This is a genomic window from Aurantimonas sp. A3-2-R12 (assembly GCF_036016755.1).
GTDB classification, from domain to species: Bacteria; Pseudomonadota; Alphaproteobacteria; order Rhizobiales; family Rhizobiaceae; genus Aurantimonas; species Aurantimonas coralicida_A.
The window spans coordinates 34,909-60,095 of record NZ_JAYXIH010000021.1; the positions used below are offsets into that span (position 1 = coordinate 34,909).

Below are 25,187 nucleotides of genomic sequence, written 5' to 3' on the forward strand. Positions count from 1 at the left end.
CCCGATCCATGCCGATCAACACCAATCGCAAATTCATGGGCTACCGCCGTGAGAACGGCCGCGTGGGCGTCCGCAATCACATCGTGATCCTGCCCGTCGACGACATCTCCAACGCCTGCTGCGAGGCGGTCGCCCACAACATCAAGGGTACGCTCGCCCTGCCGCACGCCTATGGACGGCTGCAGTTCGGCGAAGATCTCGAACTGCATTTCCGCACCATGATCGGCACCGGCGCGAACCCGAACGTCGCCGCCTGCATCGTGGTCGGCATCGAGCCGGGCTGGACCCAGAAGATCGCCGACGGCATCGCCGCGACCGGCAAGCCCGTGGCCGCCTTCTCGATCGAGCAGAACGGCGACCTGAAGACGATCATGGACGTCTCCCGCAAGGCCAAGGAATTCGTCCAGTGGGCGACCGAGCAGCAGCGCGTCGAATGCGACGTGTCCGAGCTCTGGGTCTCGACCAAATGCGGCGAGAGCGACACCACGACGGGCCTCGGCTCCTGCCCGACGGTCGGCAACATGTACGACAAGCTGATCCCCGAGGGCATCTACGGCGTCTTCGGCGAAACCTCGGAAATCACCGGAGCCGAGCACATCTGCAAGGAGCGTGCGGTCGACGCCGAGACCGGCGAGCGCTGGTACAAGATGTGGAAGGCCTATCAGGACGACGTCATCTTCGCCCACGCCACGGACGATCTGTCGGACAGCCAGCCGACCAAGGGCAATATCGAGGGCGGCCTCTCGACGATCGAGGAAAAGGCGCTCGGCAATCTGGAGAAGATCGGGCGCGAGTGTAAATTCATCGACATTCTCGAACCGGCCGAGGCGCCGCAAAAGGGCAACGGCCTCTATTTCATGGATACCTCGTCGGCGGCGGCCGAATGCGTGACGCTGATGGGAGCGGCCGGATATGTCATCCACACCTTCCCGACCGGCCAGGGCAACGTCGTCGGCAATCCGATCGTCCCGGTGATCAAGATCACCGCCAATCCGCGCACCGTGCGCACGATGTCCGAGCATGTCGACGTCGACGTGACCGGAATCCTGCGCCGCGACAAGACCATCGATCAGGCCGGTGATGATCTGATCGAATCGATCATGCGCACGGCGAACGGCCGGGTCACGGCGGCCGAAGCGCTGGGACATCGCGAATTCGTCATGACCAAGCTCTATCGCAGCGCCTGAGCCATCGTCGCCGGACGCCTCCACGAAGCGCCCGGCGTGATACCTGATCGGCGGCCGTCTTGTCAGAGACGGCCGCCACGGCTTTTGTGGAGGGGAGCCCATTGCCCGAAATTGTCATTACCGAGTTCATGGACGAGGCCGCCGTCGATCGGATCCGGGCCCGGCATGAGACCCTCTACGACCCGCAACTCGTCGATCGTCCGGACGACCTGATCGCCGCGGTCGCCAGCGCCAGCGCCATCGTCGTGCGCAACCGGACCAGGGTCACCGCCGCGCTGCTTGCCGCCGCGCCCGGCCTTCGCTGTGTCGGGCGCCTCGGCGTCGGTCTCGACAATATCGATCTCGATGCCTGCAAGGCGCGCGACGTGACGGTCTATCCGGCATCGGGCGCGAACGACGTCGCCGTCGCCGAGTATGTCGTCACCACGGCGCTCGCGCTGCTACGGCGCGCCTATACCGCGACCGAAGACGTGATCGCCGGTCGCTGGCCGCGCCAGCAATTGATCGGCCGGGAAGGGCAGGGCAAGCGCCTCGGGCTGGTCGGTTACGGCTCGATCGCACGGCAGACGGCCGCACGGGCGCGGGCCTTCGGCTTTTCGATCGCGGCCTTCGATCCGTTCCTGCCGGAAAGCGACGCCGCCTGGGCCGATGCCCAGCGGCTCGACCTCGACGATCTGCTGCGCACCTCGGACGTCGTCAGCCTGCATGTGCCGCTGACGGACACGACCCGCCACATGATCGGCGCGGATGCCCTGTCGGCGATGCGGTCCGGCGCCGTCTTGATCAATTCGGCGCGCGGCGGCGTGGTCGACGAGGCGGCGTTGGCCGACGCGCTGCGCGAGGGAAAGATCGCCGGGGCGGCGCTCGACGTATTCGAGACCGAGCCCCTGACCGCCGAAGCCGGTCGCGTTTTCGCCGGCATCGCCAACCTCATCCTGACGCCGCATATCGCCGGCGTCACCGACGAATCGAATGTCAGGGTCAGCCGGGTGACGGCCGACAATATCCTGCGCCATCTGGAGACGCGTTCGTGACCGAAAGACTGTCGATCGCCGAGGCTGAAACGCTCGCGTCCGACGCGCTGCAACGCGCCTCGACCGGCCCGTCGCAAGCCGCCTCGGTTGCGCGCGGGCTCGTCGCCGCGGAAGCCGCCGGCCAGAGCGGGCACGGGCTGCGGCGCCTCGTCGCCTATTGCGCGCAAGCCAGGGCCGGAAAGGTCGCCGGCGCGGCGGTTCCGCAAGCCGAGCGGACCCGGTCGGCGCTGCTGCGCATCGACGCGGGCAACGGCTTCGCTTTCCCGGCGCTCGATCTCGCCGTGGAACAACTGCCGGCCATTGTCAGGGAGACCGGGGTGGCGAGCGCCGCCGTTTATCGCTCGCATCATGCCGGTGTGCTCGGTCTGACGGTGGAGCGCTTCGCCGAAGCCGGCCTCGTCGCCCTGATGATGGCGAATTCGCCCGGCGCGATGGCGCCCTGGGGCGGCACCCGCGCCCTGTTCGGCACCAATCCGATCGCCTTCGCCGCGCCCTTGGGCGATCAAGAGCCGATCGTCATCGATCTGTCTCTGTCGAAGATCGCGCGCGGCAAGGTCATGGCCGCCAAGCAGAAGGGCGTGTCCATTCCCGAAGGCTGGGCGCTGGACAGTGCCGGACAGCCGACGACCGATCCCGACGCGGCGCTCGCAGGGACCATGCTGCCGATGGGCGATGCCAAAGGTGCCGCGCTCGCCCTGGTCGTGGAAATGCTGTCGGCCGGACTGACCGGCGCGAACTACGCCTATGAGGCAAGTTCCCTGTTCGACGACAAGGGGCCGCCGCCGGGACTGGGCCAGTGGATCCTCGTCATCGATCCGGTGGCGATGGGCGGCGATCATGCCGTTGAGCGTCTGGCGACGCTGGTGGGGGAAATCAGCGCCGAGTCGGGAACCCGGATTCCGGGCCGCAAGGGCCGCGCGGCACGGCGCGAAGCGCTCGAAACCGGCATCGCGGTGGACGATGATCTGCTGGCCGCGATCCGTGCGATGTGAGGGCGACGATCGAGGCGGTGTGATCGGACCCATCTCGGTCGCGATCACCCCTTCGTCGTGGGTCGGGATACGCCCGTTTCCTCGCTCGGTCGTCGACAGCCCGGCCGTGAGGTTCTGTAATGCGTGCTGAACGACCAGACTCATGCAGGCCTAGCCCGCGCTTCCGGAGCCGATTTGCGCCAGAGTGAGAAGCACGCTTTGACACAGAATACATTGATTCTGTTTCAAATTGAGCATTCTCAGGCGTCCGGTGATCTCACGCAACACGCTCGACGGACGGTTCAAATGCCTCGATGTCGGCCAACTTTCCGTGCTTTATCAACTCAAGGAATCGTAACGGAATTTTCGGAACGTGATATAAATACGAATAATAGTAATAATTGGAAATACAAATACCACAAAATTCAAGAATGGTAGATAAATGGGAGACTTAAAATTCCCATCAAAAATCAAGATAATCAGATAGGCGATAGGTGGAAGCGCAAATTCCTCCCGATGATGTCTCCATGACTTTCGAAGAGCGTTTTTTGTTTCTTCAGACGTCTGCATCTTGAAGCCAAGCATGACCTTGTAGCGGCTTTGATCGGCGCGAATGTCCCAGTTTTTATTGCCTCTGGCAAGGCAGGGTCTGCCGGCAGCCATTGCTTGGCTGGAACATGTGCTTCGTCATAAATCTGAAACAGAATCAACAATTCTGTTTCAGACCGGTCTCGGAGACCTCGTACGATCCTGTCCTAATCAAGAAGCTCGCGCTTGAACAATTCATAGAGCGCCGCTTTCGCCTCGAAGCCGACGCCCGGAACGTTTGGCAGGCCGACGCGGCTGTCTTTCACCTCGGTCGCGTCGGCGAAGCCGCCGAAGGGCTGGAACACGTCCGGGTAGGATTCATTGCCGCCGAGATGCAGGCCGGCGGCGATGTTGAGCGACATCTGATGGCCGCCATGCGGCACCACCCGGCGGCTCGACCAGCCGTTCTCCTTCAGCATGTCGAGGGTGCGCATATATTCCACCAGCCCGTAGGAGAGGGCGCAGTCGAACTGCAAGACGTCGCGGTCGGGCCGCATGCCGCCATGGCGGACCAGATTGCGCGCGTCCTGCATGGAAAAGAGGTTCTCGCCCGTGGCCATTCGGCCGGAGTAATGGTTGGCCAGCTCCGCCTGTAGCGCATAATCGAGCGGGTCGCCGGCTTCCTCGTACCAGTAGAGATCGTAGGGCTCGAGCGCCTTGGCGTAGGCGATAGCCGTCTGAAGGTCGAACCGGCCGTTGGCGTCGACGCAGAGATTTTGTCCCTCGCCGAGAACCGCGAGGGCGGCCTCGACGCGCTTCAGATCCTCGTTCAGCGGCGCGAGACCGATCTTCATCTTGCAGACCGTATAGCCGCGATCGCGATAGGATCGCATTTCGTCCTTCAGACCCTCGATCTCCTTGCCGGGATGGTAATAGCCGCCGGCCGCGTAGACCCAGACGCTGTCGTCGGCTTCGCCGGCCCGGTAGCGGTCCGCCAGAAGCCGGTAGAGCGGCTTGTCCGCGATCTTGGCGACCGCGTCCCACACCGCCATGTCGATCGTCCCGACCGCCACCGAACGCTCGCCGTGACCGCCCGGCTTCTCGTTGGTCATCATTGCCTTCCAGATCGCGAAGGGGTCGAGATTGTCGTGTTCGCGGTCGATCAGCGTCTCCGGGTCGGCTTCCATCAGCCGCGGGATGAAGCGTTCGCGCATCAGAGCGCCCTGGCCGTAGCGCCCATTCGAATTGAAGCCGAAGCCGACGACCGGCTTGCCGTCGCGCATCTGGTCGGTGACTACCGCGACGACGGAGCAGGTCATCTTGGAAAAGTCGATGAAGGCGTTGGCGATCGGACTGGCGATCGAGACGGTTTTTTCCCGGATCTCGGTGATGCGCATGACGATGCTTTCAGAATCGAATGATGGCGGGAGGCGTGGCGGCGACAGTCGCGATCACGGACGACCCGACCCTAGAAGAACAGGCCGCGCGGCATCGGGATCAGCAGGACGTTGGCCATGATCAGGTAGAAAGCGGTCAAGATGGCGACACCGATCACGCCGAGGACGGCGCCTTCGCGCAGCGTGACGCGCTCATGGCTGGCGACGGCCATGATGGCGAAGAAGGCGATGAGGCTGGCGACGAAGAATCCGAGGATCGGAATCAGCCCGATCCACGCGGCCATGGCGACCAGAAAGCCGATGCGGCGCGGCATCGACCCTTGCGTCTGCTCCGTCTCGCTTGCCGTTTCGTCGGCCGCCTCGACCGAGGGGCGCCGAGCCGCAATGACGAAATTGCGAAGGATCAGGATCGCCGAGAACACGATCATCGCGGCGGAGATGGTGATCGGAAACACCGAACCCATCGGCGTCATGCTGCCGGTCTGCAGGATAAGCACCACGCCGAGGCCGATGAACAGGGCTGCGGTTATGGTACCCGGCAGGTCGTGCGGTTTCCTAAGGACGGCCATCTCGGCTCTCCACGATGATGTCGGTCTTTGACTTGCGGGCCCGCCGCGCCCCGATCGCTCCGACGATCAGGGGATAGAACAGCGTCAGCACCGAGAAGGCCACGATGGCCAGCGAAATCGGCCGGGCGAAGAACATGCCCGGAACGTTCCCCTGCGCGTTGCCGATCAGATAGCTCTGCACGAATCCCTGCTCGGCGATCTGCCCCAGCACCAGCCCGAGCACGATCGGGGAGGGGGCGAAGCCGACCCGGTTGAGGATCCAGCCGATGACGCCAAGACCGAGCATCACGGCGACGTCGTTGAGATTGTTGTGGATCGCGAAGCTGCCGATGACCGTCATGAAGGCGATGGTTGGCACCAGCGCGGCTTTCGGGATCGCGATGATGCCCTTGTAGGCGTACCGCCCGACCAGCAGGCCGACCGGCAGCATCAGGATCGTGCCGATGAGCAGACCGAAGATGAAGGTGTAGACGATCGACCCTTGCGTGGTGAACAGCGTCGGGCCGATGCGGATGCCCTGGACGAGCAGCGCGCCGAGGATGACGGCATCCGGCGGCGTGCCGGGAATTCCCAGCACCAGCGTCGGGATGAAGCCGCCGCCGACGGTGCCGTTGTTGGCCGCCTCGGTGGCGATGATGCCGCCCGGCTCGCCCGTGCCGTAGCGTTCGGGATGCTTGGCGGACCGGCGGGCCTCGGAATAGGAGACGAGGCTGGCGACCGAACCGCCGGCGCCGGGCAGAATGCCGACGAGCGTGCCGATCACCGAGCTGCGGATCAGGTTGAACTTCTCCCGCATGACGATGGCGAAGGCTTCCTTCAGCCGATAGCCGCTGGTGTCGCTCTCGACCTTGAGATGCGGGTCCTTGGTCGCGACGAGGTCGATCAGGACCGGGATGCAATAGAGCCCGATCAGGCCGGAGACGATGTTGATGCCGCCGAGCAGCGCATGACTGCCCATGGTGAAGCGGACGTCGGCGCCGATGACCGCGACCCCGATCATCGACATGAGCAGGCCGAGGCAGGCGCCGATCATGCCCTTCATGAGATTGCCGACCGACAGCGCCGAGATCAGCGTCAGGCCGAAGACGGCGAGCCAGAAATATTCGGGCGGGCCGAAGGCGAGCGCGACCCGCGCCAGCGGCGGCGCCAGGAACATCAGCATCAGCGCCCCGACGATGCCGCCCGACACCGAGGCCAGGGTGGCGATGGAGATGGCCAACGCGCCGTCGCCGCGCTTGGCCATCGGAAAGCCGTCGAAAGTGGTGGCGATGGCCGAGGGCGTGCCCGGCGTGTTGACCAGGATGGCGGAATAGGAGCCGCCGTAGATCGCCCCGGTATAGATGGCGCCGAGCACGATGAGGCCGGAGGCCGGGTCCATCGTGAAGGTGAACGGCACGAGGACGGCCACGGCCATCGTCGCCGACAGGCCGGGCAGCGCGCCGATGACGATGCCGGCCAGCACGCCGCCGAGCGCCAGAACGAGGTTGAACGGCGTCAAGGCCTCGGCAAGATAGACGAGCTTGTCCATGGCGATCGCTTCAATGGAATGGAAAATGGCAGGCGGAAGCGTCGACCACTCCCGCCTGGGCTGGGCTGGCGCCTATTTCTGGGCGATGCCCATCTGCTCGGCGACCGCCTGATACTGCTCGCGGCGCTCGTTCATGAATGCCTCGACTTCGTCGTAGGGAACATTGATGACGACGAAGCCGCCGTCTTCCATCTTCTTGATGAAGTCCGGGTCCTGATTGACCTTGTCGAGGGCGTCGGAGACCTGCTTGCGGACGTCTTCGGGAGTAGAGTTCGGCACGGCCACGCCGCGATAGGCGCCCCCGACCATGTCGTAGCCGAGTTCCTTGAAGGTCGGAACGTCCGGGAAGCTCGGCACCCGCTCTTCCGATGCGACGGCGAGGACTCGCAGCGCGTCGCCCTGATTGATGGCGGAGGTCGTATAGCCGAAGCTCGCCAGAACCTGGTTGCCGAGTACGGCCGCGATGGACGGGCTCGTGCCGGAAAACGGCACATAGGTCGTGGTGATGCCGGCAAGACCGTCCAATTTCGTCTTCGCGACGTGATTGGCCGAATTGGTCCCCGAGCCAGAGAAAGTCACCAGCCCCGGATTTTCCTTGGCGTAGTTGACCAGATCCTCCAGCGTCTTGAACTGGCTGTCGGCCGGCACGACGATGGCGTCCGGCGTGTACTGGAAGAAGTAGACATTGGCGATGTCGTCGGTCTTGTAGCCGACTTCCTGCGCCATCGGCTGCAGGATGATATGGGGCAGGTTGGTGCCCATCAGCGTGTAGCCGTCGCCGTCCATGCCGTTGAGCTGCGACCAGGCCTGCGCGCCCCCGGCCCCGGCCATGTACTGGACCACCATGCTCTGCCCGGTGAGGCGCTCGAAGACCGGCTGCTGCAGCCGGGCGGCGATGTCGGATTCGCCACCGGCGTTGAACGGAATGATGTAGTTGACGGGCTTCGTCGGATAGTCCTGCGCGCTCGCGGAACCGGCCGTTAGTCCGACCGCCAGGACGACGCCTGCCATCAGTGACGTGAGTTTCATAGTATTCCTCCCAGTGAATGTCTCCCGACCGGCCCACTTGCGTCGCGCACCCTCCAGGCGCGAAACGGCGGCGACCGATCTTTTCCAATCTGTGACCACGCCACCGGCAATGTCAATCATGCGTCCGAAGATGCATGCAAGAAAGCGTTCGATTTAACCGTCGAGCCGTGTAGGGTGCCGGAAAGGCTCTCGCGGCAAGAGGGGAAAATCACGATGTCGAACGTCCCGACGCTCCTCGGCATTGAAAAACCGGAGCGCAAGCCGTCGCTGGTCGAAGCGGCCTATGACGCCGTCAAACAGGCGATTCGCGATGGCGTCTTTCCTCCGGGCTTTCAGGGCTCCGAACAGGAGATGGCGCAACGACTGGGGATGAGCCGGACGCCGGTGCATCAAGCGATCATCCGTTTGCAGAGCGAGGGCATGGTCGAGCTGCGGTCGAAACGCGGCGTCGTCATCAGCGCGCTGTCGCCTGACGACATGAAGGAGGTCTACGACGTCATCATCGCCGTCGAAGGCATGGCGGCGCTGCTCCTGGCCGAACAGCCGCGCGAGGCGCGCGAACCTGTTTGCCGCGACATGGAACGGCTGAACGCCGAGCTAGCCGAGGCCCTTGCCAGGGATGACCTTCTCGGCTGGGCCGATCTGGATGCGCGGTTCCATGCCTGCCTCGTGCATGGCGCCGGCAACGGCAGGCTGGAGCGGATCGCGACGATCAACATCGACCAGTCCTTCCGGGCGCGCCGGCTGACCTTGCATCTGCGGTCGAAGCCGACGGGCTCTATCGCGGAGCACCAGCGTATCGTCGACGCGATCCGCGCCGGCGAGCCGGGCGAGGCGCGTCAGATGGCCCAGGAGCACAAGATCCGGGCGCGAGATATGATCGTGGACCTCCTGCGGCGCTATGACATGAAGCATCTGTAACGCGGCTGTCAGGCCCGGCCGCGCTCATTCGGTTACGTCGGAAAATCCGCCGCGACGTCGCCGAACCCGTCGATCCAGCCGCGCACCGGCGTGCCGCGTTCGATGAAAGGCATGCCGTTCAACGAGCCGGTGATGACCACCTGACCGGGACTCAAGCCGCCGCAATGCGACCCGATCATCCGGGCCAAGGCGCAGAAGGTCGCGAAGGCGTCGCCGCCCGGCACGTGGGCGCTGCCATCGAGGACGGTATGCGAGCCGAGGTTCAGCCTGGCGCTGACCGTCGTAAGGTCCAACGCCTGCCAATCCGCGCGCGACGCCCCAATAACGACGGCGCCATTGAGCTGATTGTCGGCCAGCCTGAGCAGCGGCGGCGCCGTCTCGATGTCGGTCAGCCGCGTGTCGACGATCTCCAACGCAGCGACGGCGGAGACGCAGTCGCGTGCTTGGCGTTCGAATTCCGCGCTCTCGGGATCCGGCAGCGGCCTGTCCACGATGAAGCCGACTTCCAGTTCGATGCCAATGCGGTCGATGTCCGTGCGAGTGAAGACGGCGGGGCTCGCCCGCACGTCCTTTTGAAAGATTGGCGCCATGATCTGGTCCTGGCCGGGACGACGGCCGGTCTTGAAGCCGCCGACCGGACCCACGGCATCCGCCACGTGGCGCTGGATCGCATAGGCGTCACACGCACTGGCTACGCTGTCCGACACGTCGGCGGGAGGCACGCGCAGCCCGCCGTTCCTGGCCAGGATCAGCCGGTCGGCGAGGCCGAGATGTGCCATTCCCGCTACGCCGTGGGGCCGCGGACGGCGCCGGATTCGAGCATGGCGTCGATGGCCTTGTCGTCGTAGCCGGCCTGCGAAAGGACTTCGCGGCTATGCTCGCCGAGCAGCGGCGCGGGGCGCGTGACGCCGCCGGGCGTTTCGGAGAACTTGATCGGCAGTCCGATCGCCTTCACCGGGCCGGCCTTCGGATGCTCGGTTTCGACCACCATCTCGCGGAAAAGCGTTTGCGGGTCGCGGTGCATCTCGCCGACGTCGAGGACGGGACCCGCGGGAACGCCCGCCGTCTCCAGTCGCTCCAGCCACTCCGCCGATGACTGCCGCGAGAAGTAGCCGTTGAGGATGTTTTCGAGCGCGGCGAGGTTCTGCATCCGCCCGCTGTTGTTCGAGAAGCGTTGATCGTTCGCCAGTTCCTGCGCGCCGACGACAGCCAGCATCCGCTCCCAGTTCTTCTGGTTGGCCGCCCCGACCGTGATCCAGCCGTCGGCGGTTTGGAATGCCTGATAGGGCGCGTTGAGCGGATGCGCCGAGCCGAGCGGGCCGGGCGAAACGCCGGTGGCGAACGCGATCGCCGACTGCCAGTAGGTGTGGGTAATGCCGGCCTCGAACAGCGAGGTGTCGACCTTCTGGCCTTCGCCGGTCTGAAGTTTGCGCGCATAGGCGCTAGAGCAGCCGAGCGCCGCGAGGATGCCGGCGGTGATGTCGGTGACCGGCGCGCCGGATTTCACTGGCGGCCGGCCCGGCCCCTCGCCGGTGATCGACATCAGTCCGCTCATGCCTTGCGCGATCAGGTCGAAGCCGCCGCGCGATGCGTAGGGGCCGCTGCGGCCGAAGCCGGAGATCTCGCAATAGATCAGACCCGGATTGGCCTTGCGCAGGTCCTCGTAGCCGAGGCCGAGCTTTTCCATCGTCCCCATGCGGTAATTCTCGATGACGACGTCGGCGGTCTCCAGCATCCGCCGCAACACCGCCTTGCCGTCGTCGCTCTTGAGGTCGAGGACGACGCCGCGCTTGTTGCGGTTCATCATCATGTAGGCGGCGGATTCGCCGCCGATGTCTGGCGGCAGGAAGCGCCGGCTGTCGTCGCCTTCGGGCTTTTCGACCTTGATCACGTCAGCCCCCATGTCGGCGAGCATCATGCCGCAGACCGGACCCGCCATGATATGGGCGAGCTCGATGACCTTCATGCCCTCCAACGGGCCTTTCGCAGCGGTCATTACCGGCCTTTCCACTCGGGTTTGCGCTTGCCGAGAAAGGCTTCCATGCCTTCCTTGAAGTCCTCGCTCATATAGGCCTTGACGACCAGGTCGCGGTCATCGGCGCCGGCGCCCTCGATGCGCAGCCGGCGCAGCGCCTCCTTGGTGGTGGCGAGGGTGATCGGCGCGTGGCCGGCCAGCTGCTCGGCCAGCGCCTCGATACGGGTGATTAGCGCGGGGTGATCGGGCACGATCTCCGAGACGAGGCCGATCGCCTGCGCCTCGTCGGCGCCGACGAGCCGCGCGGTAAAGATAACCTCCTTGGTTCGGCCGGCGCCCATCAGGCTGGAAAGGCGCGAGAGATTGGCGATCGACAGACAATTGCCAAGGGTGCGGGCGATCGGAAAGCCGAATCTGAGGTCGGCGGTGGTGATGCGGATGTCGCAGGCGGCCGCGATTCCCGCGCCGCCGCCGGTGCAGGCGCCCGAGATCGCCGCGATGGTCGGCACCGGACAGGCCTCGACCGCGCCGAGGACGACGTCCATCCGGTGTTCGTAGTCGAGCGCGTCCTGATCGGTGGTGAAGCCGCGAAACTGCGTCATGTCGGTGCCGGCGGCAAACGCCTTCTCACCGGCGCCGGTGACGACAAGGCATTTGACCGAGCCGTCGGTGGGGACCGTCCGGCAGATCTCGGCAAGGCCGTCATACATGGCGAAGGTCAGGGCGTTGCGGGCTTGCGGGCGGTTCAGCGTGATCCAGGCGGTGGTTCCGCGGACTTCGTAGAGCAGTTCGTTATCGGACATCGGATCACCTGTAGAAGTATTCGACGAGAAACATCGGGATGGCCGGCACGTAGGTACAGATAATCAGCACGAACAGGAGAACCCCGATCAGCGGCAGGTTCCACTTCGTCACCTCCCAGATGTTCGCCTTGGCAATCGAGCAGGCCGTGATCAGCACCGAAGCGACGGGCGGCGTCTGCTGGCCGATGGCCAGATTCAGCGTCACGACCAGACCGAAATGCACCGGATCGATCCCTGCCTGCTGGATCAGCGGGGTGATGATCGGGACGACCAGGATGATCGCCGCGGCCGAATGCAGGAAGAAGCCGATCACCAGGAAGAAGACGTTGAGGATCAAAAGGATGAAGTACTGGTTGCTGGTGAGGTCCAAAATCGCCGCCGCGATGTCCTGGGGAACGCGCGCGGTGGTCAGGAATGAGCCCATCAGAACAGAGGTGGCGACCAGCAGCATGACGACCGCCGTCTGCATGCCACCTTCCAGCATCGCCTCCTTGAGCTGACGCCAGTCGACCTCCCGGTACCAGGCACCCACCAGGATCGCCGCGACGACGGCGATGCCGGCCGCTTCCGTCGCCGTCATGAACCCGCCGAAGATGCCGCCGAGAATGATCACCGGCAGGGAGAATGTCGGCAGCGCGTCGATGAAGGTGGCGCGCAGCGCTGGGAGATTGAAGGCATCCTCGGTCGGCCAGTCGTATTTGACCGCGTAGTAGTAGGCCACACCCATCAGCCCAGCCGCGCCTAGCAGCCCCGGCACGACACCCGCGACGAACAGCTGTTCGATGCTGGCGCCGGAGGAAACACCATAGAGGATCATCGGAATCGATGGCGGGATGATGATCGCCAGCGAGGCCGAGGATGAGGTGATCGCCGCCGCGAAGGGGGCGGGATAGCCGCGCCGCTTCATCTCCGGGATGATGATCGAGCCCATTGCCGCCACGTCCGCGACCGCCGAGCCCGAGATTTCGGCGAAGAACAGCGACACGCCGACATTGACCATCGCCAGGCCGCCGCGCACGAAGCCGATGATCGCCGAGACGAAGGCGATGAGGCGCCGGGTGATGCCCGTCGCGTTCATGATCGCGCCGGCCAGCACGAACATCGGAATGGCGATCAGCGAGAAGGATTTCGCGCCCGAGTACATATCGAGCGCGATCGTCACGAGGGCGCCGGCTCCGTCGGTCAGCCCGATGGCAAGGACCGCCGCCAGCGCCAGTGCGATGGCGATCGGCACGTTGATGCAGACCATCGCGACGAGCGCGATGAAGATAGCGAACATGAACATCAGGCCTGATCCTTGTCGGGCGTTGCGCCATGCGCCATGACCGCGTGTTCCACCGAGCGTCCGGCCATCACGTCGCGCCAGTAGTCGGGCAGACTGAGAAGTTCGGCGACGATGAACAGGATGGCGCCGATCGGGATGATCGATTGGGTGAGAGAGACCGGCACCCATGTCAGGCTGACCAGCGTCTCGCCTTCGAGGATGCTCAGGACCTCGAGCCCCGCCCAGGCGAGCAGCGCGAAGAACGAAATCACCAGGGTTTCGGCGACGATCACCGCCGCGCCGCGCGCCTTCCGCGGCAGCGCGAGGAGCACGTCATCGAAGCCGATGTGGCCGCGCCTGAGCGCGGCGAGAGCGGCGCCGTAATAGGTGGTCCATGCCAGGAGCACCGAGGCGACCTCGTCATACCAGGAGAGCGAAGCCCCTGCCTTACGGAAGATCACCGCCACCACGACCACGGTCGTGAGGCCAACCATGAGGGTAATGACCACCCAGGTCAGAACCTCGCCCAGAAGCTTCGCCATCAGGCGCAATTCGGCCTCCCGCGCCCGTTCGGGCGCCCCATTTGTCGATGATCGGTAATAATAGGACGGTCGTCCGCCAGACGGGCGGTGCCGCAATGAAGCAAGCCGGTGGCGCGGGCGCCACCGGCGTTCGGTTTACGAGCTGGAGGCGAGCGCCTGGATGTCCTCGATCAGCTTCTGGCCACCCTCGACCTGCTGACCGAATTCCTCGTAGATCGGCTTGGAGGCCTCGATGAAGGCATCCTTGTCGGCCTCGTTCACTTCGACGCCGGCTTCCTTGATCTTGTCGACCAGTTCGCCGTCGAGCTTGGCGGATTCGTCATAGGCGAAGTCGCTGGCCTTGACCGCGCAATCCTGGATCGCGGCCTTCAGCTCGTCGTCCCAGCCTTCCCACTGCTTGGCGGAGCTGGCCAGATAGGCCGGCGAATAGACGTGCCCCGTCATCGACAGGTATTTCTGCACTTCCTGGAACTTGCCGGAATAGATCTGGGCGAGGGGGTTTTCCTGCCCGTCGATGACGCCGGTCTTCAGCGCCGTGAACACTTCCGAGAAGGCCATCGGTGTCGGGTTGGCGCCGTAGCTCTGGAACATCTTCACCCGCCACTCGCCCTTCGGCGTACGCAGCTTGATGCCTTCCAGATCGGCTGGCACGGTAACCGGCCGGACGTTGTTGGTCACGTTGCGGAAGCCGTTTTCCCAGAAACCGATGATCCGGTAGCCCTTGTCGCTGGCCGCGTCGACGAAGGTGCTCCCCATCTCGTCGCGGACCTTGCGCATGTGGTCGCGGTCCTTGATCAGATAGGGCATCTCGAAGATGCCGAAGGTCGGCGACACGGAGCTCATGATCGAGGAGGGGATCGAGAAGGCGATTTGCCCGAGCTTGAGCTTCTGCAGCATCTCCTCGTCATTGCCGAGCTGCGACGAGCCATAGACCTCGACGGTCGCCTTGCCGCTGGCGTCGACGCATGCGGCGAAGTTGTTGCCGGTCGATTCGTAGAGCGATCCCGGCGCGCCGACATGGCCCAGTTTCAGGACCTCCTGGGCGTTCGCCGTCGTTCCCCAAAGCGCCGCTGCCGCGACGCCCATCATCAATGTGCGAATGTTCATTGTCTTTCCTCCCGGTTATTTTCGGACGGGCGGTTTCCTCCGCCCGATTCTTACTCTGCTGCTTGTTGTGCCTGCCCCTCCGTCGCCGAGGCGAGGACCTCCATCGCCGCCTCTACGCCGCCTGCCTTGTGCCGCACGCCCGCTATCCGCAAGCCCATCTCGACGCCCCCCAGCGTACCGACAAGCATGAGATCGTTGAAGTCCCCGAGATGGCCAATGCGGAAAATCTTGTCGGCCACCTTCGACAGTCCGGCACCGAGCGACATGTCGAAGCGCTCGAGGATGATCTTGCGCAAAGCGTCGGCGCCGCTCCCGTCCGGCATCAGTACGGCGGTCAGAGCGCCCGAATGCTCGGCCGGCTCGGCGCACAGAACGTCCAGGCCCCAACCCGCGACGGCCGCGCGCGTCGCCGCGCCATGACGCTGATGCCGGGCGAAGACGTTGTCGAGGCCTTCCTGGTGCAGCATCTCGATCGCCGCATCGAGGCCGTAGAGGAGATTGGTCGCCGGCGTGAACGGAAAGAACCCGTTGGCGTTGGCCGGCAGCATCTCGTCCCAGGCCCAATAGGATTTCGGCAGCATCGATGATTTCGACGCTTCGATCGCCTTGTCGGACAGTGCATTGAATGACAGGCCGGGAGGCAGCATCAGCCCCTTCTGCGAGCCGCCCACGGTGACGTCGACGCCCCATTCGTCGTGGCGGTAGTCGATCGAACCGAGCGACGAGATCGTATCGACCATCAGAAGGGCCGGATGGTTCGCCGCATCGATGGCCTTGCGTACATCGGCGACGGACGACACGCAGCCGGTCGAGGTCTCGTTATGGACGACGCAGACCGCCTTGATCGCGTGGCCCTTGTCGGCCGCGAGACGCTCGCCGATCGCTTGGGCGTCGGCGCCGTGGCGCCAGTCGCCAGCAATGAATTCCGTTTTCAGACCAAGGCGTTCGGCTAGTTTCTTCCAAAGACTAGCGAAATGCCCGGTCTCATACATCAAGACCAGATCACCAGGCGACAGCGTGTTGACTAGCGCCGCTTCCCAGGCGCCGGTTCCGGAGGCCGGGTAAATGACGACGGGATTGCTGGTCTTGAAGATCGTGCGGACGCCCGAGAGAACCCGCTTGCCTAGCGCTTGGAAGTCCGGGCCGCGGTGGTCGATGGTCGGTCTGTCCATCGCTCGCAGGACGCGATCGGGAACGTTCGTCGGACCCGGAATCTGGAGGAAGTGACGTCCCGGTTGATAGCTCACGATCAGTCCCCCTGAGATCGTGACGCCTTGCCGCATCCGATCCCTTTCCTGCGATGCGCTCTTGCCGGCACATCTTAATTGCGGTCATATTGAATTATGAATTCATTATTTCTGTCAAGCGGCGAATGGCGCTTTCCCGCAGTGGAGATCCGAAATCGTGGGTGAGATGATCCGGCCGGGCCTGTCCCGCAGGCTGTCGAAAGAAATCGCCGGGGAGGTGCTGTTCGATCGTTTTTCTCGCGGGCGCTACGCGACCGACGCCTCGATCTACCAGATCATGCCGGCCGGCGTGGTGGTGGCGAAGACGACGGACGATGTCGCCGCCGCGCTCGACGCGGCCCGCGAGGAGGGACTGCCGCTGACGATGCGGGGCGGCGGCACGTCGCAATGCGGCCAGACGGTGAATTCCGGGCTCGTCGTCGACACTTCGAAATACCTCAACCGTCTCCTGGAACTGGACGTCGAAGGCCGTCGCGCGGTGGTTGAGCCCGGCATCGTGCTGGACGACCTCAACCGGCTCCTGAAACCGCATGGCCTGTGGTTCCCGGTCGATGTTTCCACCGCTTCGCGGGCGACGATCGGTGGCATGGCCGGCAACAATTCCTGCGGCTCGCGTTCGCTGCGTTATGGCACCATGCGCGACAACGTCATCGCCATCGACGCGATCCTCGCCGACGGAACCAGGGGCCGCTTCGCCCGCCTCGACCAGGGCGCCTCGGATGAGCCGCCGCGCGATCTCGTCGCCGCCATGCTGGCGCTCGGCCGGCGCGAGGCCGCCGAGATCGAAGCGCGGTTCCCGAAGGTCCAGCGGCGGGTCGGCGGTTATAATCTGGACGCGCTGATGCCGGCCGCCGAGCCGATCAATCTCGCCCATCTCCTCGTCGGCTCCGAGGGCACGTTGGGAATTTCGACGGCCATCGAGATCGCTCTGTCGCCGCTGCCGAAGACCACCAAACTGCTCGGCGCCTGCCATTTCCCTACCTTCCGGGCGGCGATGGACGCCGCGCAGCACATCGTCGCGCTGAAACCCACCTCGGTCGAACTCGTCGATTCGACCATGATCGCGCTCGCCCGGCGGATCGACATGTTCGTGCCGACGCTGGAAGCTTTCGTCGAAGGCGATCCGGCGGCGCTGCTCCTCGTCGAATTCGCCGACGAGGCGGACGAGAACGAACGCAGCATCGAAGCGCTGCGGGACGTCATGAGCGGTCTCGGCTACGGTTTCGGTAAGGGAGGCGAACAAGAAGGCGGTGTCGTTGCGGTCAAGGACGCCAAGCTGCAGGCCGCTATCGCCGACCTGCGCGCCTCCGGCCTCAACATCATGATGTCGATGAAGGAGGCGGGCAAACCGGTGTCTTTCGTCGAGGATTGTGCGGTGCCGCTGGAACATCTCGCCGACTATACCGATCGGCTGACGGCGATCTTCGAGCGGCATGGCACGCGCGGCACCTGGTACGCCCACGCCTCAGAGGGTTGCCTGCACGTGCGTCCGGTCTTGAATGTCAAGCTGGACAAGGACGTGGCCACCATGCGGGCGATCGCCGAGGAGGCCTTCGCGATGGTGCGCGAATACAAGGGCTCGCATTCCGGCGAACACGGCGACGGCATCGTCCGCTCGGAATTCCACGAGCAGATGTTCGGCGCGCGCATCGTGCGCGCCTTCGAGGAGGTGAAGGCCATTTTCGACCCGTCCGGGTTGCTCAATTCCGGCAAGATCGTCCATCCGCCGAAGATGGATGACCGCAGCCTGATGCGATACCCGCCAGGCTACGCGGTCGAGGATATCACGACGGCCTTTGACTGGTCGGACTGGCCGGGAGCGGCCGGCGGGCTCCAAGGGGCCGTCGAGATGTGCAACAACAACGGCGCCTGCCGGAAGATGGCTGGGGCCGTCATGTGCCCGAGCTACCGCGTCACCCGAAACGAGAACGACGTGACGCGCGGGCGTGCCAACACCCTGCGCCTGGCGCTGTCGGGGCAACTCGGCCCCGATGCGTTGGCCTCCGACGACATGGCCGAGACGCTCAAGCTCTGTGTTTCCTGCAAGGCCTGCCGCCGCGAATGTCCGACCGGCGTCGACATGGCCAAAATGAAAGCGGAAGTGCTCTACCAGCGCGGGAAGGCCAAGGGCTTTTCGCTGAAGGATCGATTGATCGCCGAGCTACCGCGTTATGCGCCGGTGGCTGCGCGGCTGACGGGATTGCTGGCGCTGCGCGATCGCATTCCCGGGTTTGCCGCGCTGTCGGAGCGCTTGTTCGGTTTCTCCCGCCGCAGGACGCTTCCGATCTTTCGGCGCGATTGGTTCCGCGACGGGGAGGGGGATCGGGGCGAGCCGCTGCCGCGAGCGGGCGAACGTGGTGTGGTTCTTTTCGCCGACACCTTCGGCCGCTGGTTCGACCCCGAGACGCTGCGTGCTGCAGTGAAGGTCCTCGAAGCAGGCGGCTACAGCGTTGCGACCGCCAGTCTCGGCATTGGCGAGCGGCCGCTGTGCTGCGGCCGGACCTACCTCGCGGCGGGCATGGCGGATCGAGCCAGGGAGGAGGCGCGGCGTACGATCGCAGCGCTGCTACCGCATGTGCGGGCGGGGCGGACGATTGTCGGTCTCGAGCCGTCCTGCATCCTGACGCTGCGCGACGAATTCTTGGCGCTGGTGCCCGGAGAGGACGCCGAATCCGTTGCCGCCGGCGCGATGCTGTTCGAGGAGTTTCTGGTCCGCGAAAACCGGGCTGGCCGCCTGTCCTTGCCGCTCGGACTGCTGGACCGAAAGGCCTACCTGCACGGACACTGCCACCAAAAGGCGTTCGGCGCGATGTCGGCGGTCGAAGGCGCGTTGCGGCTGATTCCGAACCTCGATCTTGAGGTGATCGAATCTTCATGTTGCGGCATGGCCGGCGCTTTCGGCTACGATGCCAAGACGATCGACGTGTCGTTGGCGATGGGCGAGTTGTCCTTGTTGCCAGCCGTGCGAAGTGCGTCGGAGGATGCGATCATCGTCGCGGACGGCACCTCCTGTCGCCACCAGATCACCGACGGTGCAGGCCGAAAGGCGGTTCATGTCGCCGAGGTTCTCGCCGGCGCGCTGGACCGGCCGCTCGCGGCGGCGTAGCAGCAGACATCCCGTCCGCCGTGGGCTGCGGTGGGACCGAGATCAAGCGCGACGGCCTGTTGGCGGATCGCTATACTGACGCAGGACAATGAGACATGAGCCTTGCCGACCTGAACCCCGAAGGCTTCCTGACGCGTCCCGCGCTGGCGGTCGAACTGACCGACCGGATGCGGCGGATGATCATGGAAGGCGAGCTGAAGGGCGGCGAGAAAGTGCCTGAGAAAGCACTGACCGAACGTTTTGGCGTGTCGCGCACGCCGGTTCGTGAGGCCTTGAAGGTTTTGGCGCACGAGGGGTTCGTGCAACTCGTCCCGAACCGGGGTGCCGTCGTGGCGCGGCAGACCCTGTCGGAACTGGCGGAACTGTTCCCGTTGATCGCGGTGCTGGAAGGCCTGGCCGGCGAACTGGCGGCCGAACGAGCCTCGGATGAGGATATTGCGGCGATCGGCGAACTGACACGCCGTCTTCGCGAAAGCCACGAAATGCAGGATCGCCCCACCTATTTCGAGATCAACCAGGCGATCCACGCGGCCATACTCACGGCCGCCGGCAACCCCACTCTCATCCAGCATCACGCCATGGTGGCGCGGCGTGTCTACCGGGCGCGCTATCAAGCCAATCTGACACCCGAGCGCTGGCTCGCCGCGACGCGGGAACACGAGGTCATCCATGCCGCGCTTGCGAGGCGGGACGCCCCTCTTCTCGGCCGTTTGATGAAGGAGCACCTTCAGTTCAAGCTCCAGACCCTGGTGGCGATAATCGACGAATGAACCACCTCGGTCAGCTGCTCGCCCGAGCGGGTGGTGGCTGTGATACGGCCGACTTGGCGCCGAGCCGAATTCTAGCCATGAAGCATGCTATGCTGATCTCGTCTGGGGTTGGGGGGCTCAGCCTATCCCTCGACGGATTTTTTGGGTAAGAAACTCTTAATCCTTTAAATTTCCACTGCGGGTGGATGGTTGTTATGGCAAGTTCAAGTCACGTCTCTCGAATGCTTTTCATTCGAGGTATAGCCTTAGTCCATGATGCCGTCATGGGAGGCGCGGCGCTGTTTCTGGCTCTGGTCCTGAGGCTGGATCTGGATAGGGTCCTTTCCAACCTGCTGGAATATGGCCTTGCGACGCTTGTTTTTGGCGCAGTCGTTGGCATCGTCGGATTCGTGCTCGGGATGAACCGGGGGGTCTGGCGCTACGCCTCGCTCCCGGATCTCGTGGCGATCATCAAGGCGGCTACAATCTCGGTTGCGATTTTCATCGTCGCGCATTTCCTGCTGGTGCGGCTGGAGGCGATCCCGCGCTCGTCGATGATTATCGCATGGGCGTTTCTGATCGTCTTGCTGGCGACGCCACGCGCCGTCTATCGGGTCTATCGCAACTGGCGGGATACGCGCCGCGCCCGGGACAGGGACGGCGGCTCGGCCAAGCGCGTTTTGCTGATCGGCGCCGGCGATAACACCGAGACATTCTTGAAGACCATCGCGGAACGAAGCGGACAATCCTTCGATGTTCTGGCGATCATCGACGAGCGGGGACGCCGCACCGGCCGGTTCATTCGCGGCGTTCCGGTACTGGGGGGGATGGAGAAACTGCCGCAGATCATCCGGCGGTTCGATCGACGGGGGCGCCGGCCCGAAGCCTTGATCCTGACGCGAACGCGCGAGGACTTCGAGCGCCACGCGCGGATTCAGGATTTGATCGACATCGCCAGCGAGCATCGTCTGGAGATGCTGCGCTTGCCCAAGGTTCTCGACCTGCGCGAAGTCGGCGCGGAAGTGGAAGTCCGCCCGATCAAGCTGGAGGATTTGTTGCAGCGCAAGCCGCTACGCCTGGACGTTCCGAAAATGGCGACGATGATCAAGGGCCAGAAGATATTGATCACCGGAGCGGGCGGTTCGATCGGATCGGAACTCGTCCGTCAGATCGTCGCCCTGGAACCGGCCAGCCTGATCCTTGTGGATGCCAGTGAGTACCTGCTTTACGCGATCGACGGCGAACTGCGTCGAGGCAACCCCCAATACGCCCTGCATCCGCTGTTGTGCAACGTGCGTGAGAAGGAGGCGATCGCCCGCATTGTCGATGCGCACCGGCCGGACGTCATTTTTCACGCCGCGGCACTGAAGCATGTTCCGATCGTCGAAGCGCAGCCGCTCGAAGGACTGTTCACCAATACCATCGGGACCCGCAACGTGGCGGAGGCCGCGATGCGCGCCAAGGTGGGCGCGGTGGTCATGATCTCGACTGACAAGGCCGTCAATCCGGCGAATGTCATGGGCGCCAGCAAGCGCATGGCGGAGATGTTCTGCCAGGCGATGGATCTGGGTTCCGATAAGGCCGGAACGCGTTTCGTCACCGTCCGCTTCGGCAATGTCCTCGGCTCGGCCGGCTCGGTCGTTCCGCTTTTCGAAAAGCAATTGAAGGCCGGTGGACCGCTGACGGTCACCCATCCGGAGATCGAACGTTACTTCATGACGATACCGGAAGCCTGCCTTCTGGTGCTGCAATCGGCCGCCCATAGCCTGGAGGACCCCGAGGAACGGGGGCGGATCTTCGTGGTCGACATGGGTGCCGCGGTGAAGATCGCCGATCTCGCGCGCAATGTCATTCGTCTCTCCGGCTTGCGGCCGGATATCGACGTCAACATCGTCTATACGGGCTTGCGGCCGGGCGAAAAGCTTTATGAGGAGCTGTTCGATTCCCGCGAGACGTTGGCGCAGACGGATATCGACGGAATTCTCGTGGCGTTCCCGCGCGCAATCGAGCGCGGCGTCATCGTGCGTATCTTCGACGAGATGCGGCGTCTGATCGACGTCAATGACGTCGCGGGAGCCCTGCGTCTATTGAAGGCGACCGTCACCGAATTCAGCCCCGGCAAGGAGGTGCTCGCCATGATGCAGGGCGGTCCGCAGGTGCACCCGGCCGAACACGTCGCTCTCACCGCTGCCGGTTACGACAAATCCGACCTTCACGATCGTTGAGGCCGGGTTCATCGCCGGGGGGCCGCCGAGACCTGCGCGGTTCTCTCTACTCCCGGCGGGCGACGGGATTTCGTCCGATATCGAAATAGGCAAGCCCGGCGGCATCGGTCACGCTACGCTCGTACATGTTGCGTCCGTCGAAGATCACCTTGTCCTTCAACAGCGACGCGATTTCGCCGAAATCGGGGCTGCGGAACTCGCGCCATTCGGTCACGATGGCAAGGGCATCGCTCCCCTCCAGAGCATCGGCGGCGCTGGGACACAGGGTGAGCCGCGAAGCATCCGCGAAAATCTGCCGTGTCTGTGTCATCGCCGCTGGATCGTAGGCGCGCACCTGAGCGCCATGGGACAGCAAGTCCGCCACCAGTACGCGACTGGGCGCTTCGCGCATGTCATCCGTATCGGGCTTGAATGACAGCCCCCAGAGCGCGATCGTCTTGCCTTGCAGATTCGTCTCGCCGTCGTAAAAGGCGGCGAGCTTTTCGAACAGCGCGTGCTTCTGGCGTTCGTTGGCCTCTTCTACCGCCCGCATGACGCGCAGCGGCACGTCACGGTCCGTGCCCATGCTGATCAGCGCGCGCGCGTCCTTGGGGAAGCAGCTACCACCATATCCGCAGCCGGGATAAAGGAACCGAAGGCCGATGCGGGGATCGCTTCCGATGCCGCGCCGCACCGCTTCGATGTCCGCTCCCACGGCTTCCGCAAGGTGCGCCAGTTCGTTCATGAAGCTGATGCGCGTCGCCAACATCGCATTCGCCGCGTATTTGGTCAGTTCCGCACTCCGCGGATCCATGACGATGATCTTGTCCTGGCGACGATTGAGAGGCGCGTACAGGTTGCGCATGATCTCGGTCGCCCACGCATCGGAACTCCCGATGATGATGCGATCCGGACGGGTGAAATCCGCGATGGCAGCCCCTTCCTTGAGGAATTCAGGGTTGCTCACCACCGAGAACTCCACATCGACGCCACGGGACCGGAGCCTCGCGGCGATCACCGCCTCGACCTTCGCCGCGGTCTCCACCGGAACCGTCGATTTGTTGACGATCACCGCTTTTTGCGTCAGCCGATCGCCGATCGCCGCGGCGGCGGACAGGACATGGCGCAAATCGGCGCTGCCGTCTTCGTCGGGAGGCGTCCCGACGGCTATCAGGAAGATGTTGCTGCGGCCGACGGCTAGGTCGTAATCGGTGGTAAATTCCAGCCGTCCGGACTGTCGGCCGCGCTGCAGCAGCGGCTCCAGACCCGGCTCGAAAATCGGCACCTGGCCGCGTCGCAGCATGTCGATCTTGGCGGGGTCGGTGTCGACGCAAATGACGTCGTTGCCGAGATCGGCAAAACAGGCGCCGGCCACCAGCCCGACATAGCCGCTACCAATCACCGTGATCATCATGCGCTATGTCCAAGTCCAGGGTTCAAGGCGAGCCGAAAAAAGAGCCTCCCGGATAAACAGCCCGAAGGCTCGAAGGGCAACAGAAAACATACTTCCGGCCGGACGTCCCGGAGTCTCGAATGAGCCCATTCATCGCGATGCGACGAAGGGATTGCAGTGGGTAATACCAACCTGCGGGACCAGCCTGCCGTGTCTCGACCATCGGCGCCACATATGGCAGCGCCGGGCCGGCGGACTGGCCGTGCCGGCTTCCTTGCAGCGGAGGTGGCAACAGGTTAGTCCTCCGCCTGGGTGTTCGGACTTGCCAAGGTTGGTGAGGACAGCGCCTGGCTCATTCGTTTTCGCGCTTTACAGGCCGCGTTGCGTGAATTAGAGCGGCTTTGAATAAATAGCGCAGCGGAATTTCCCTCACGATAGCGCCCAGTGGCCGTTTCGATGGAAAAGCCTGAGAGCGCTCATAGCCGCAGACCAAGGTCGATGAAGGGAAATGAACGGCGCCGTTCGTGCCAGGTCGGCCGAGGCGGAATGTTTGGTTCTTTGGGGCCATGTCCTGCTTGTCCGCCATCTCATTTTTGAATTATCCAGGTCCGTTTTGAGAGGCGTAGGCTTTTAGGCCCGTCTTTTCTTGTCCAATACCGAAGACTCGCACCTTCAAGAAGCTCGGCGTCGACGTCCTGAACTTCACACCAAACTGGCGCGTGGTGAAGCGGTTGATGCTGGAATCGCTCCGCCGCAAGGGCGATTTCTGCTGGCACTGCCACACCGGCATCTTCTCCTACCCGATGCATATGGCCATCAAGTTCAACGTGCCGCTGGTCTTCTGGGGCGAGCCCTCGTCGGAATACACCCAGTATTACGACTATGCCGAGGACGAGATCGAGCAGGTCGACGAGACGCGGTTCAACCGCTTCGTCAATCTCGGCATCACCGCCGAGGACATGTACGGCATGATCAAGGGCGATTTCGATCTCGATCCGCGTGACCTGCTTCCCTACACCTATCCGAAGTTGCGCGATCTTAAGCGGCTTCGTTACGAATCCGTCTGCCTGGGCTCCTACATTCCCTGGGATGTGAAGAAGAATGTCGGGCTAATCCAAGAAGAACTCGGCTGGAAGGGCGATCAGGTCGAGGGCATGCCGTGGGAGGAATATCCTTACGAGAAGATCGAATGCTTCATGCAGGGCATGCGCGACTACATCAAATATCTCAAGCGCGGCTATAGCCGGGTCAGCCAGATGGTCGCCCTCGACCTGCGCAACGGCCGCATCACCAAGGAGCGCGGCCAGGAACTCGTCGACAAGTTCGAAGGCCGCAAACCGCCGTCGCTGGACATTTTCCTCGAATATGTCGGCCTGGATCAGAAGGAATTCGACGAGATCGTGTCGCACACTGTGGTGGCGCCGCACGAGCCCAATTTCGGCCAGAACGAATGGGCGCCGAAGACCTGGGACTACGACAAGTGGTATCGCGAGGGCTGAGGCCAGAGCGAGGATACCATCTTCTGAAAGTTCGCAGTCTGACAATGGCCACTTTTCGATGAAATCCATCCGTTCCGACAAATCCTCGGAACGGATGTCATGCCGACGTGCTTGCAACACGGCATCGAGATGTC

The 25,187-nt window shown here is 63.9% G+C and carries 20 protein-coding genes; 8 read left to right on the forward strand and 12 right to left on the reverse strand.

Annotated features, from left to right (window positions below; all coding sequences use genetic code 11):
- Positions 1 to 8 precede the first annotated feature (8 nt).
- The 3 genes from VSX60_RS12505 to VSX60_RS12515 all read left to right on the forward strand — a co-directional run bounded on the left by VSX60_RS12505 (position 9) and on the right by VSX60_RS12515 (position 3,213).
- Positions 9 to 1,187 carry a UxaA family hydrolase gene (locus VSX60_RS12505; RefSeq protein ID WP_327624534.1) on the forward strand — a complete coding sequence of 393 codons (1,179 nt, stop codon included), beginning with the start codon at positions 9 to 11 and terminating at the stop codon, positions 1,185 to 1,187.
- Between the two features lie 101 nt (positions 1,188 to 1,288).
- The gene (locus VSX60_RS12510) at positions 1,289 to 2,221 is read left to right on the forward strand and encodes a hydroxyacid dehydrogenase (RefSeq protein ID WP_327624535.1); all 933 of its coding nucleotides are present in this window, start codon (positions 1,289 to 1,291) and stop codon (positions 2,219 to 2,221) included.
- Positions 2,218 to 3,213, forward strand: a complete 996-nt coding sequence (locus tag VSX60_RS12515; RefSeq protein ID WP_327624536.1) for an Ldh family oxidoreductase — start codon at positions 2,218 to 2,220, stop codon at positions 3,211 to 3,213. Before VSX60_RS12510 ends, VSX60_RS12515 begins: the two co-directional genes overlap by 4 nt.
- A gap of 734 nt (positions 3,214 to 3,947) precedes the next feature.
- On the opposite strand, the gene VSX60_RS12520 is transcribed toward VSX60_RS12515, so the two are convergent.
- The 4 genes from VSX60_RS12520 to VSX60_RS12535 form a co-directional block, all read right to left on the reverse strand.
- On the reverse strand, positions 3,948 to 5,117 hold the full coding sequence (locus VSX60_RS12520) for a mandelate racemase/muconate lactonizing enzyme family protein (protein ID WP_442873091.1): 1,170 nt from the start codon (positions 5,115 to 5,117) through the stop codon (positions 3,948 to 3,950).
- Positions 5,118 to 5,188: 71 nt separating this feature from the next.
- Positions 5,189 to 5,686 carry a tripartite tricarboxylate transporter TctB family protein gene (locus tag VSX60_RS12525; protein ID WP_327624537.1) on the reverse strand — a complete coding sequence of 166 codons (498 nt, stop codon included), beginning with the start codon at positions 5,684 to 5,686 and terminating at the stop codon, positions 5,189 to 5,191.
- Positions 5,673 to 7,214: a tripartite tricarboxylate transporter permease gene (locus tag VSX60_RS12530; protein WP_327624538.1), complete on the reverse strand. Its 1,542-nt coding sequence runs from the start codon at positions 7,212 to 7,214 to the stop codon at positions 5,673 to 5,675. Before VSX60_RS12530 ends, VSX60_RS12525 begins: the two co-directional genes overlap by 14 nt.
- Positions 7,215 to 7,286: 72 nt before the next feature.
- On the reverse strand, positions 7,287 to 8,243 hold the full coding sequence (locus VSX60_RS12535; RefSeq protein ID WP_327624539.1) for a Bug family tripartite tricarboxylate transporter substrate binding protein: 957 nt from the start codon (positions 8,241 to 8,243) through the stop codon (positions 7,287 to 7,289).
- A gap of 213 nt (positions 8,244 to 8,456) precedes the next feature.
- Between VSX60_RS12535 and VSX60_RS12540 the strand changes: the two genes are divergently transcribed.
- Positions 8,457 to 9,164, forward strand: a complete 708-nt coding sequence (locus VSX60_RS12540) for a GntR family transcriptional regulator (protein ID WP_327624541.1) — start codon at positions 8,457 to 8,459, stop codon at positions 9,162 to 9,164.
- A gap of 32 nt (positions 9,165 to 9,196) precedes the next feature.
- Here VSX60_RS12540 and VSX60_RS12545 read toward each other — a convergent pair whose 3' ends face one another.
- The 7 genes from VSX60_RS12545 to VSX60_RS12575 all read right to left on the reverse strand — a co-directional run bounded on the left by VSX60_RS12545 (position 9,197) and on the right by VSX60_RS12575 (position 16,102).
- Entirely contained in the window at positions 9,197 to 9,943 is a 747-nt protein-coding gene (locus tag VSX60_RS12545) for a fumarylacetoacetate hydrolase family protein (protein WP_327624542.1), read from the reverse strand.
- A 5-nt stretch (positions 9,944 to 9,948) separates the two neighbouring features.
- Positions 9,949 to 11,160, reverse strand: coding sequence for a CaiB/BaiF CoA transferase family protein (locus VSX60_RS12550; protein ID WP_327624543.1), 1,212 nt, complete (start codon positions 11,158 to 11,160; stop codon positions 9,949 to 9,951).
- Positions 11,160 to 11,942: an enoyl-CoA hydratase/isomerase family protein gene (locus VSX60_RS12555; protein WP_327624544.1), complete on the reverse strand. Its 783-nt coding sequence runs from the start codon at positions 11,940 to 11,942 to the stop codon at positions 11,160 to 11,162. The genes VSX60_RS12550 and VSX60_RS12555 overlap by 1 nt, the downstream gene beginning before the upstream one ends.
- Before the next feature lie 4 nt (positions 11,943 to 11,946).
- Positions 11,947 to 13,227, reverse strand: a complete 1,281-nt coding sequence (locus VSX60_RS12560) for a TRAP transporter large permease (RefSeq protein ID WP_327624545.1) — start codon at positions 13,225 to 13,227, stop codon at positions 11,947 to 11,949.
- Positions 13,227 to 13,748, reverse strand: coding sequence for a TRAP transporter small permease (locus tag VSX60_RS12565; protein ID WP_327624546.1), 522 nt, complete (start codon positions 13,746 to 13,748; stop codon positions 13,227 to 13,229). Before VSX60_RS12565 ends, VSX60_RS12560 begins: the two co-directional genes overlap by 1 nt.
- Positions 13,749 to 13,883: 135 nt before the next feature.
- Positions 13,884 to 14,855 (reverse strand): TRAP transporter substrate-binding protein, encoded by a 972-nt coding sequence (locus tag VSX60_RS12570; protein WP_327624547.1) that lies wholly within the window; start codon positions 14,853 to 14,855, stop codon positions 13,884 to 13,886.
- 50 nt (positions 14,856 to 14,905) lie between these two features.
- Positions 14,906 to 16,102, reverse strand: coding sequence for a pyridoxal-phosphate-dependent aminotransferase family protein (locus VSX60_RS12575; RefSeq protein ID WP_327624548.1), 1,197 nt, complete (start codon positions 16,100 to 16,102; stop codon positions 14,906 to 14,908).
- Between the two features lie 166 nt (positions 16,103 to 16,268).
- Between VSX60_RS12575 and VSX60_RS12580 the strand changes: the two genes are divergently transcribed.
- The 3 genes from VSX60_RS12580 (at position 16,269) to VSX60_RS12590 (ending at position 22,182) form a co-directional block, all read left to right on the forward strand.
- The gene (locus VSX60_RS12580; protein ID WP_327624578.1) at positions 16,269 to 19,208 is read left to right on the forward strand and encodes an FAD-binding and (Fe-S)-binding domain-containing protein; all 2,940 of its coding nucleotides are present in this window, start codon (positions 16,269 to 16,271) and stop codon (positions 19,206 to 19,208) included.
- A gap of 95 nt (positions 19,209 to 19,303) precedes the next feature.
- The gene (locus tag VSX60_RS12585; RefSeq protein ID WP_327624549.1) at positions 19,304 to 19,978 is read left to right on the forward strand and encodes a GntR family transcriptional regulator; all 675 of its coding nucleotides are present in this window, start codon (positions 19,304 to 19,306) and stop codon (positions 19,976 to 19,978) included.
- A 263-nt stretch (positions 19,979 to 20,241) separates the two neighbouring features.
- Positions 20,242 to 22,182: a polysaccharide biosynthesis protein gene (locus tag VSX60_RS12590; protein ID WP_327624550.1), complete on the forward strand. Its 1,941-nt coding sequence runs from the start codon at positions 20,242 to 20,244 to the stop codon at positions 22,180 to 22,182.
- A gap of 46 nt (positions 22,183 to 22,228) precedes the next feature.
- Here the strand turns inward: VSX60_RS12590 and VSX60_RS12595 are convergent, their stop codons facing one another.
- Positions 22,229 to 23,575 carry a UDP-glucose dehydrogenase family protein gene (locus VSX60_RS12595; RefSeq protein WP_327624551.1) on the reverse strand — a complete coding sequence of 449 codons (1,347 nt, stop codon included), beginning with the start codon at positions 23,573 to 23,575 and terminating at the stop codon, positions 22,229 to 22,231.
- Between the two features lie 713 nt (positions 23,576 to 24,288).
- Between VSX60_RS12595 and VSX60_RS12600 the strand changes: the two genes are divergently transcribed.
- A complete protein-coding gene (locus VSX60_RS12600; RefSeq protein ID WP_327624552.1) occupies positions 24,289 to 25,053 on the forward strand; it encodes a hypothetical protein in 765 nt (254 codons plus the stop codon).
- Positions 25,054 to 25,187 lie beyond the last annotated feature (134 nt).

Coding starts and splice junctions, on each gene's coding strand:
- VSX60_RS12600 (WP_327624552.1), top strand. CDS start 24,289: ATGCTGGAATCGCTCCGCCGCAAGGGCGATTTCTGCTGGCACTGCCAC.
- VSX60_RS12545 (WP_327624542.1), bottom strand. CDS start 9,943: ATGGCACATCTCGGCCTCGCCGACCGGCTGATCCTGGCCAGGAACGGC.
- VSX60_RS12580 (WP_327624578.1), top strand. CDS start 16,269: ATGATCCGGCCGGGCCTGTCCCGCAGGCTGTCGAAAGAAATCGCCGGG.
- VSX60_RS12570 (WP_327624547.1), bottom strand. CDS start 14,855: ATGAACATTCGCACATTGATGATGGGCGTCGCGGCAGCGGCGCTTTGG.
- VSX60_RS12535 (WP_327624539.1), bottom strand. CDS start 8,243: ATGAAACTCACGTCACTGATGGCAGGCGTCGTCCTGGCGGTCGGACTA.
- VSX60_RS12560 (WP_327624545.1), bottom strand. CDS start 13,227: ATGTTCATGTTCGCTATCTTCATCGCGCTCGTCGCGATGGTCTGCATC.
- VSX60_RS12550 (WP_327624543.1), bottom strand. CDS start 11,160: ATGACCGCTGCGAAAGGCCCGTTGGAGGGCATGAAGGTCATCGAGCTC.
- VSX60_RS12505 (WP_327624534.1), top strand. CDS start 9: ATGCCGATCAACACCAATCGCAAATTCATGGGCTACCGCCGTGAGAAC.
- VSX60_RS12595 (WP_327624551.1), bottom strand. CDS start 23,575: ATGATGATCACGGTGATTGGTAGCGGCTATGTCGGGCTGGTGGCCGGC.
- VSX60_RS12585 (WP_327624549.1), top strand. CDS start 19,304: ATGAGCCTTGCCGACCTGAACCCCGAAGGCTTCCTGACGCGTCCCGCG.
- VSX60_RS12520 (WP_442873091.1), bottom strand. CDS start 5,117: ATGCGCATCACCGAGATCCGGGAAAAAACCGTCTCGATCGCCAGTCCG.
- VSX60_RS12525 (WP_327624537.1), bottom strand. CDS start 5,686: ATGGCCGTCCTTAGGAAACCGCACGACCTGCCGGGTACCATAACCGCA.
- VSX60_RS12530 (WP_327624538.1), bottom strand. CDS start 7,214: ATGGACAAGCTCGTCTATCTTGCCGAGGCCTTGACGCCGTTCAACCTC.
- VSX60_RS12590 (WP_327624550.1), top strand. CDS start 20,242: ATGGGAGGCGCGGCGCTGTTTCTGGCTCTGGTCCTGAGGCTGGATCTG.
- VSX60_RS12565 (WP_327624546.1), bottom strand. CDS start 13,748: ATGGCGAAGCTTCTGGGCGAGGTTCTGACCTGGGTGGTCATTACCCTC.
- VSX60_RS12540 (WP_327624541.1), top strand. CDS start 8,457: ATGTCGAACGTCCCGACGCTCCTCGGCATTGAAAAACCGGAGCGCAAG.
- VSX60_RS12555 (WP_327624544.1), bottom strand. CDS start 11,942: ATGTCCGATAACGAACTGCTCTACGAAGTCCGCGGAACCACCGCCTGG.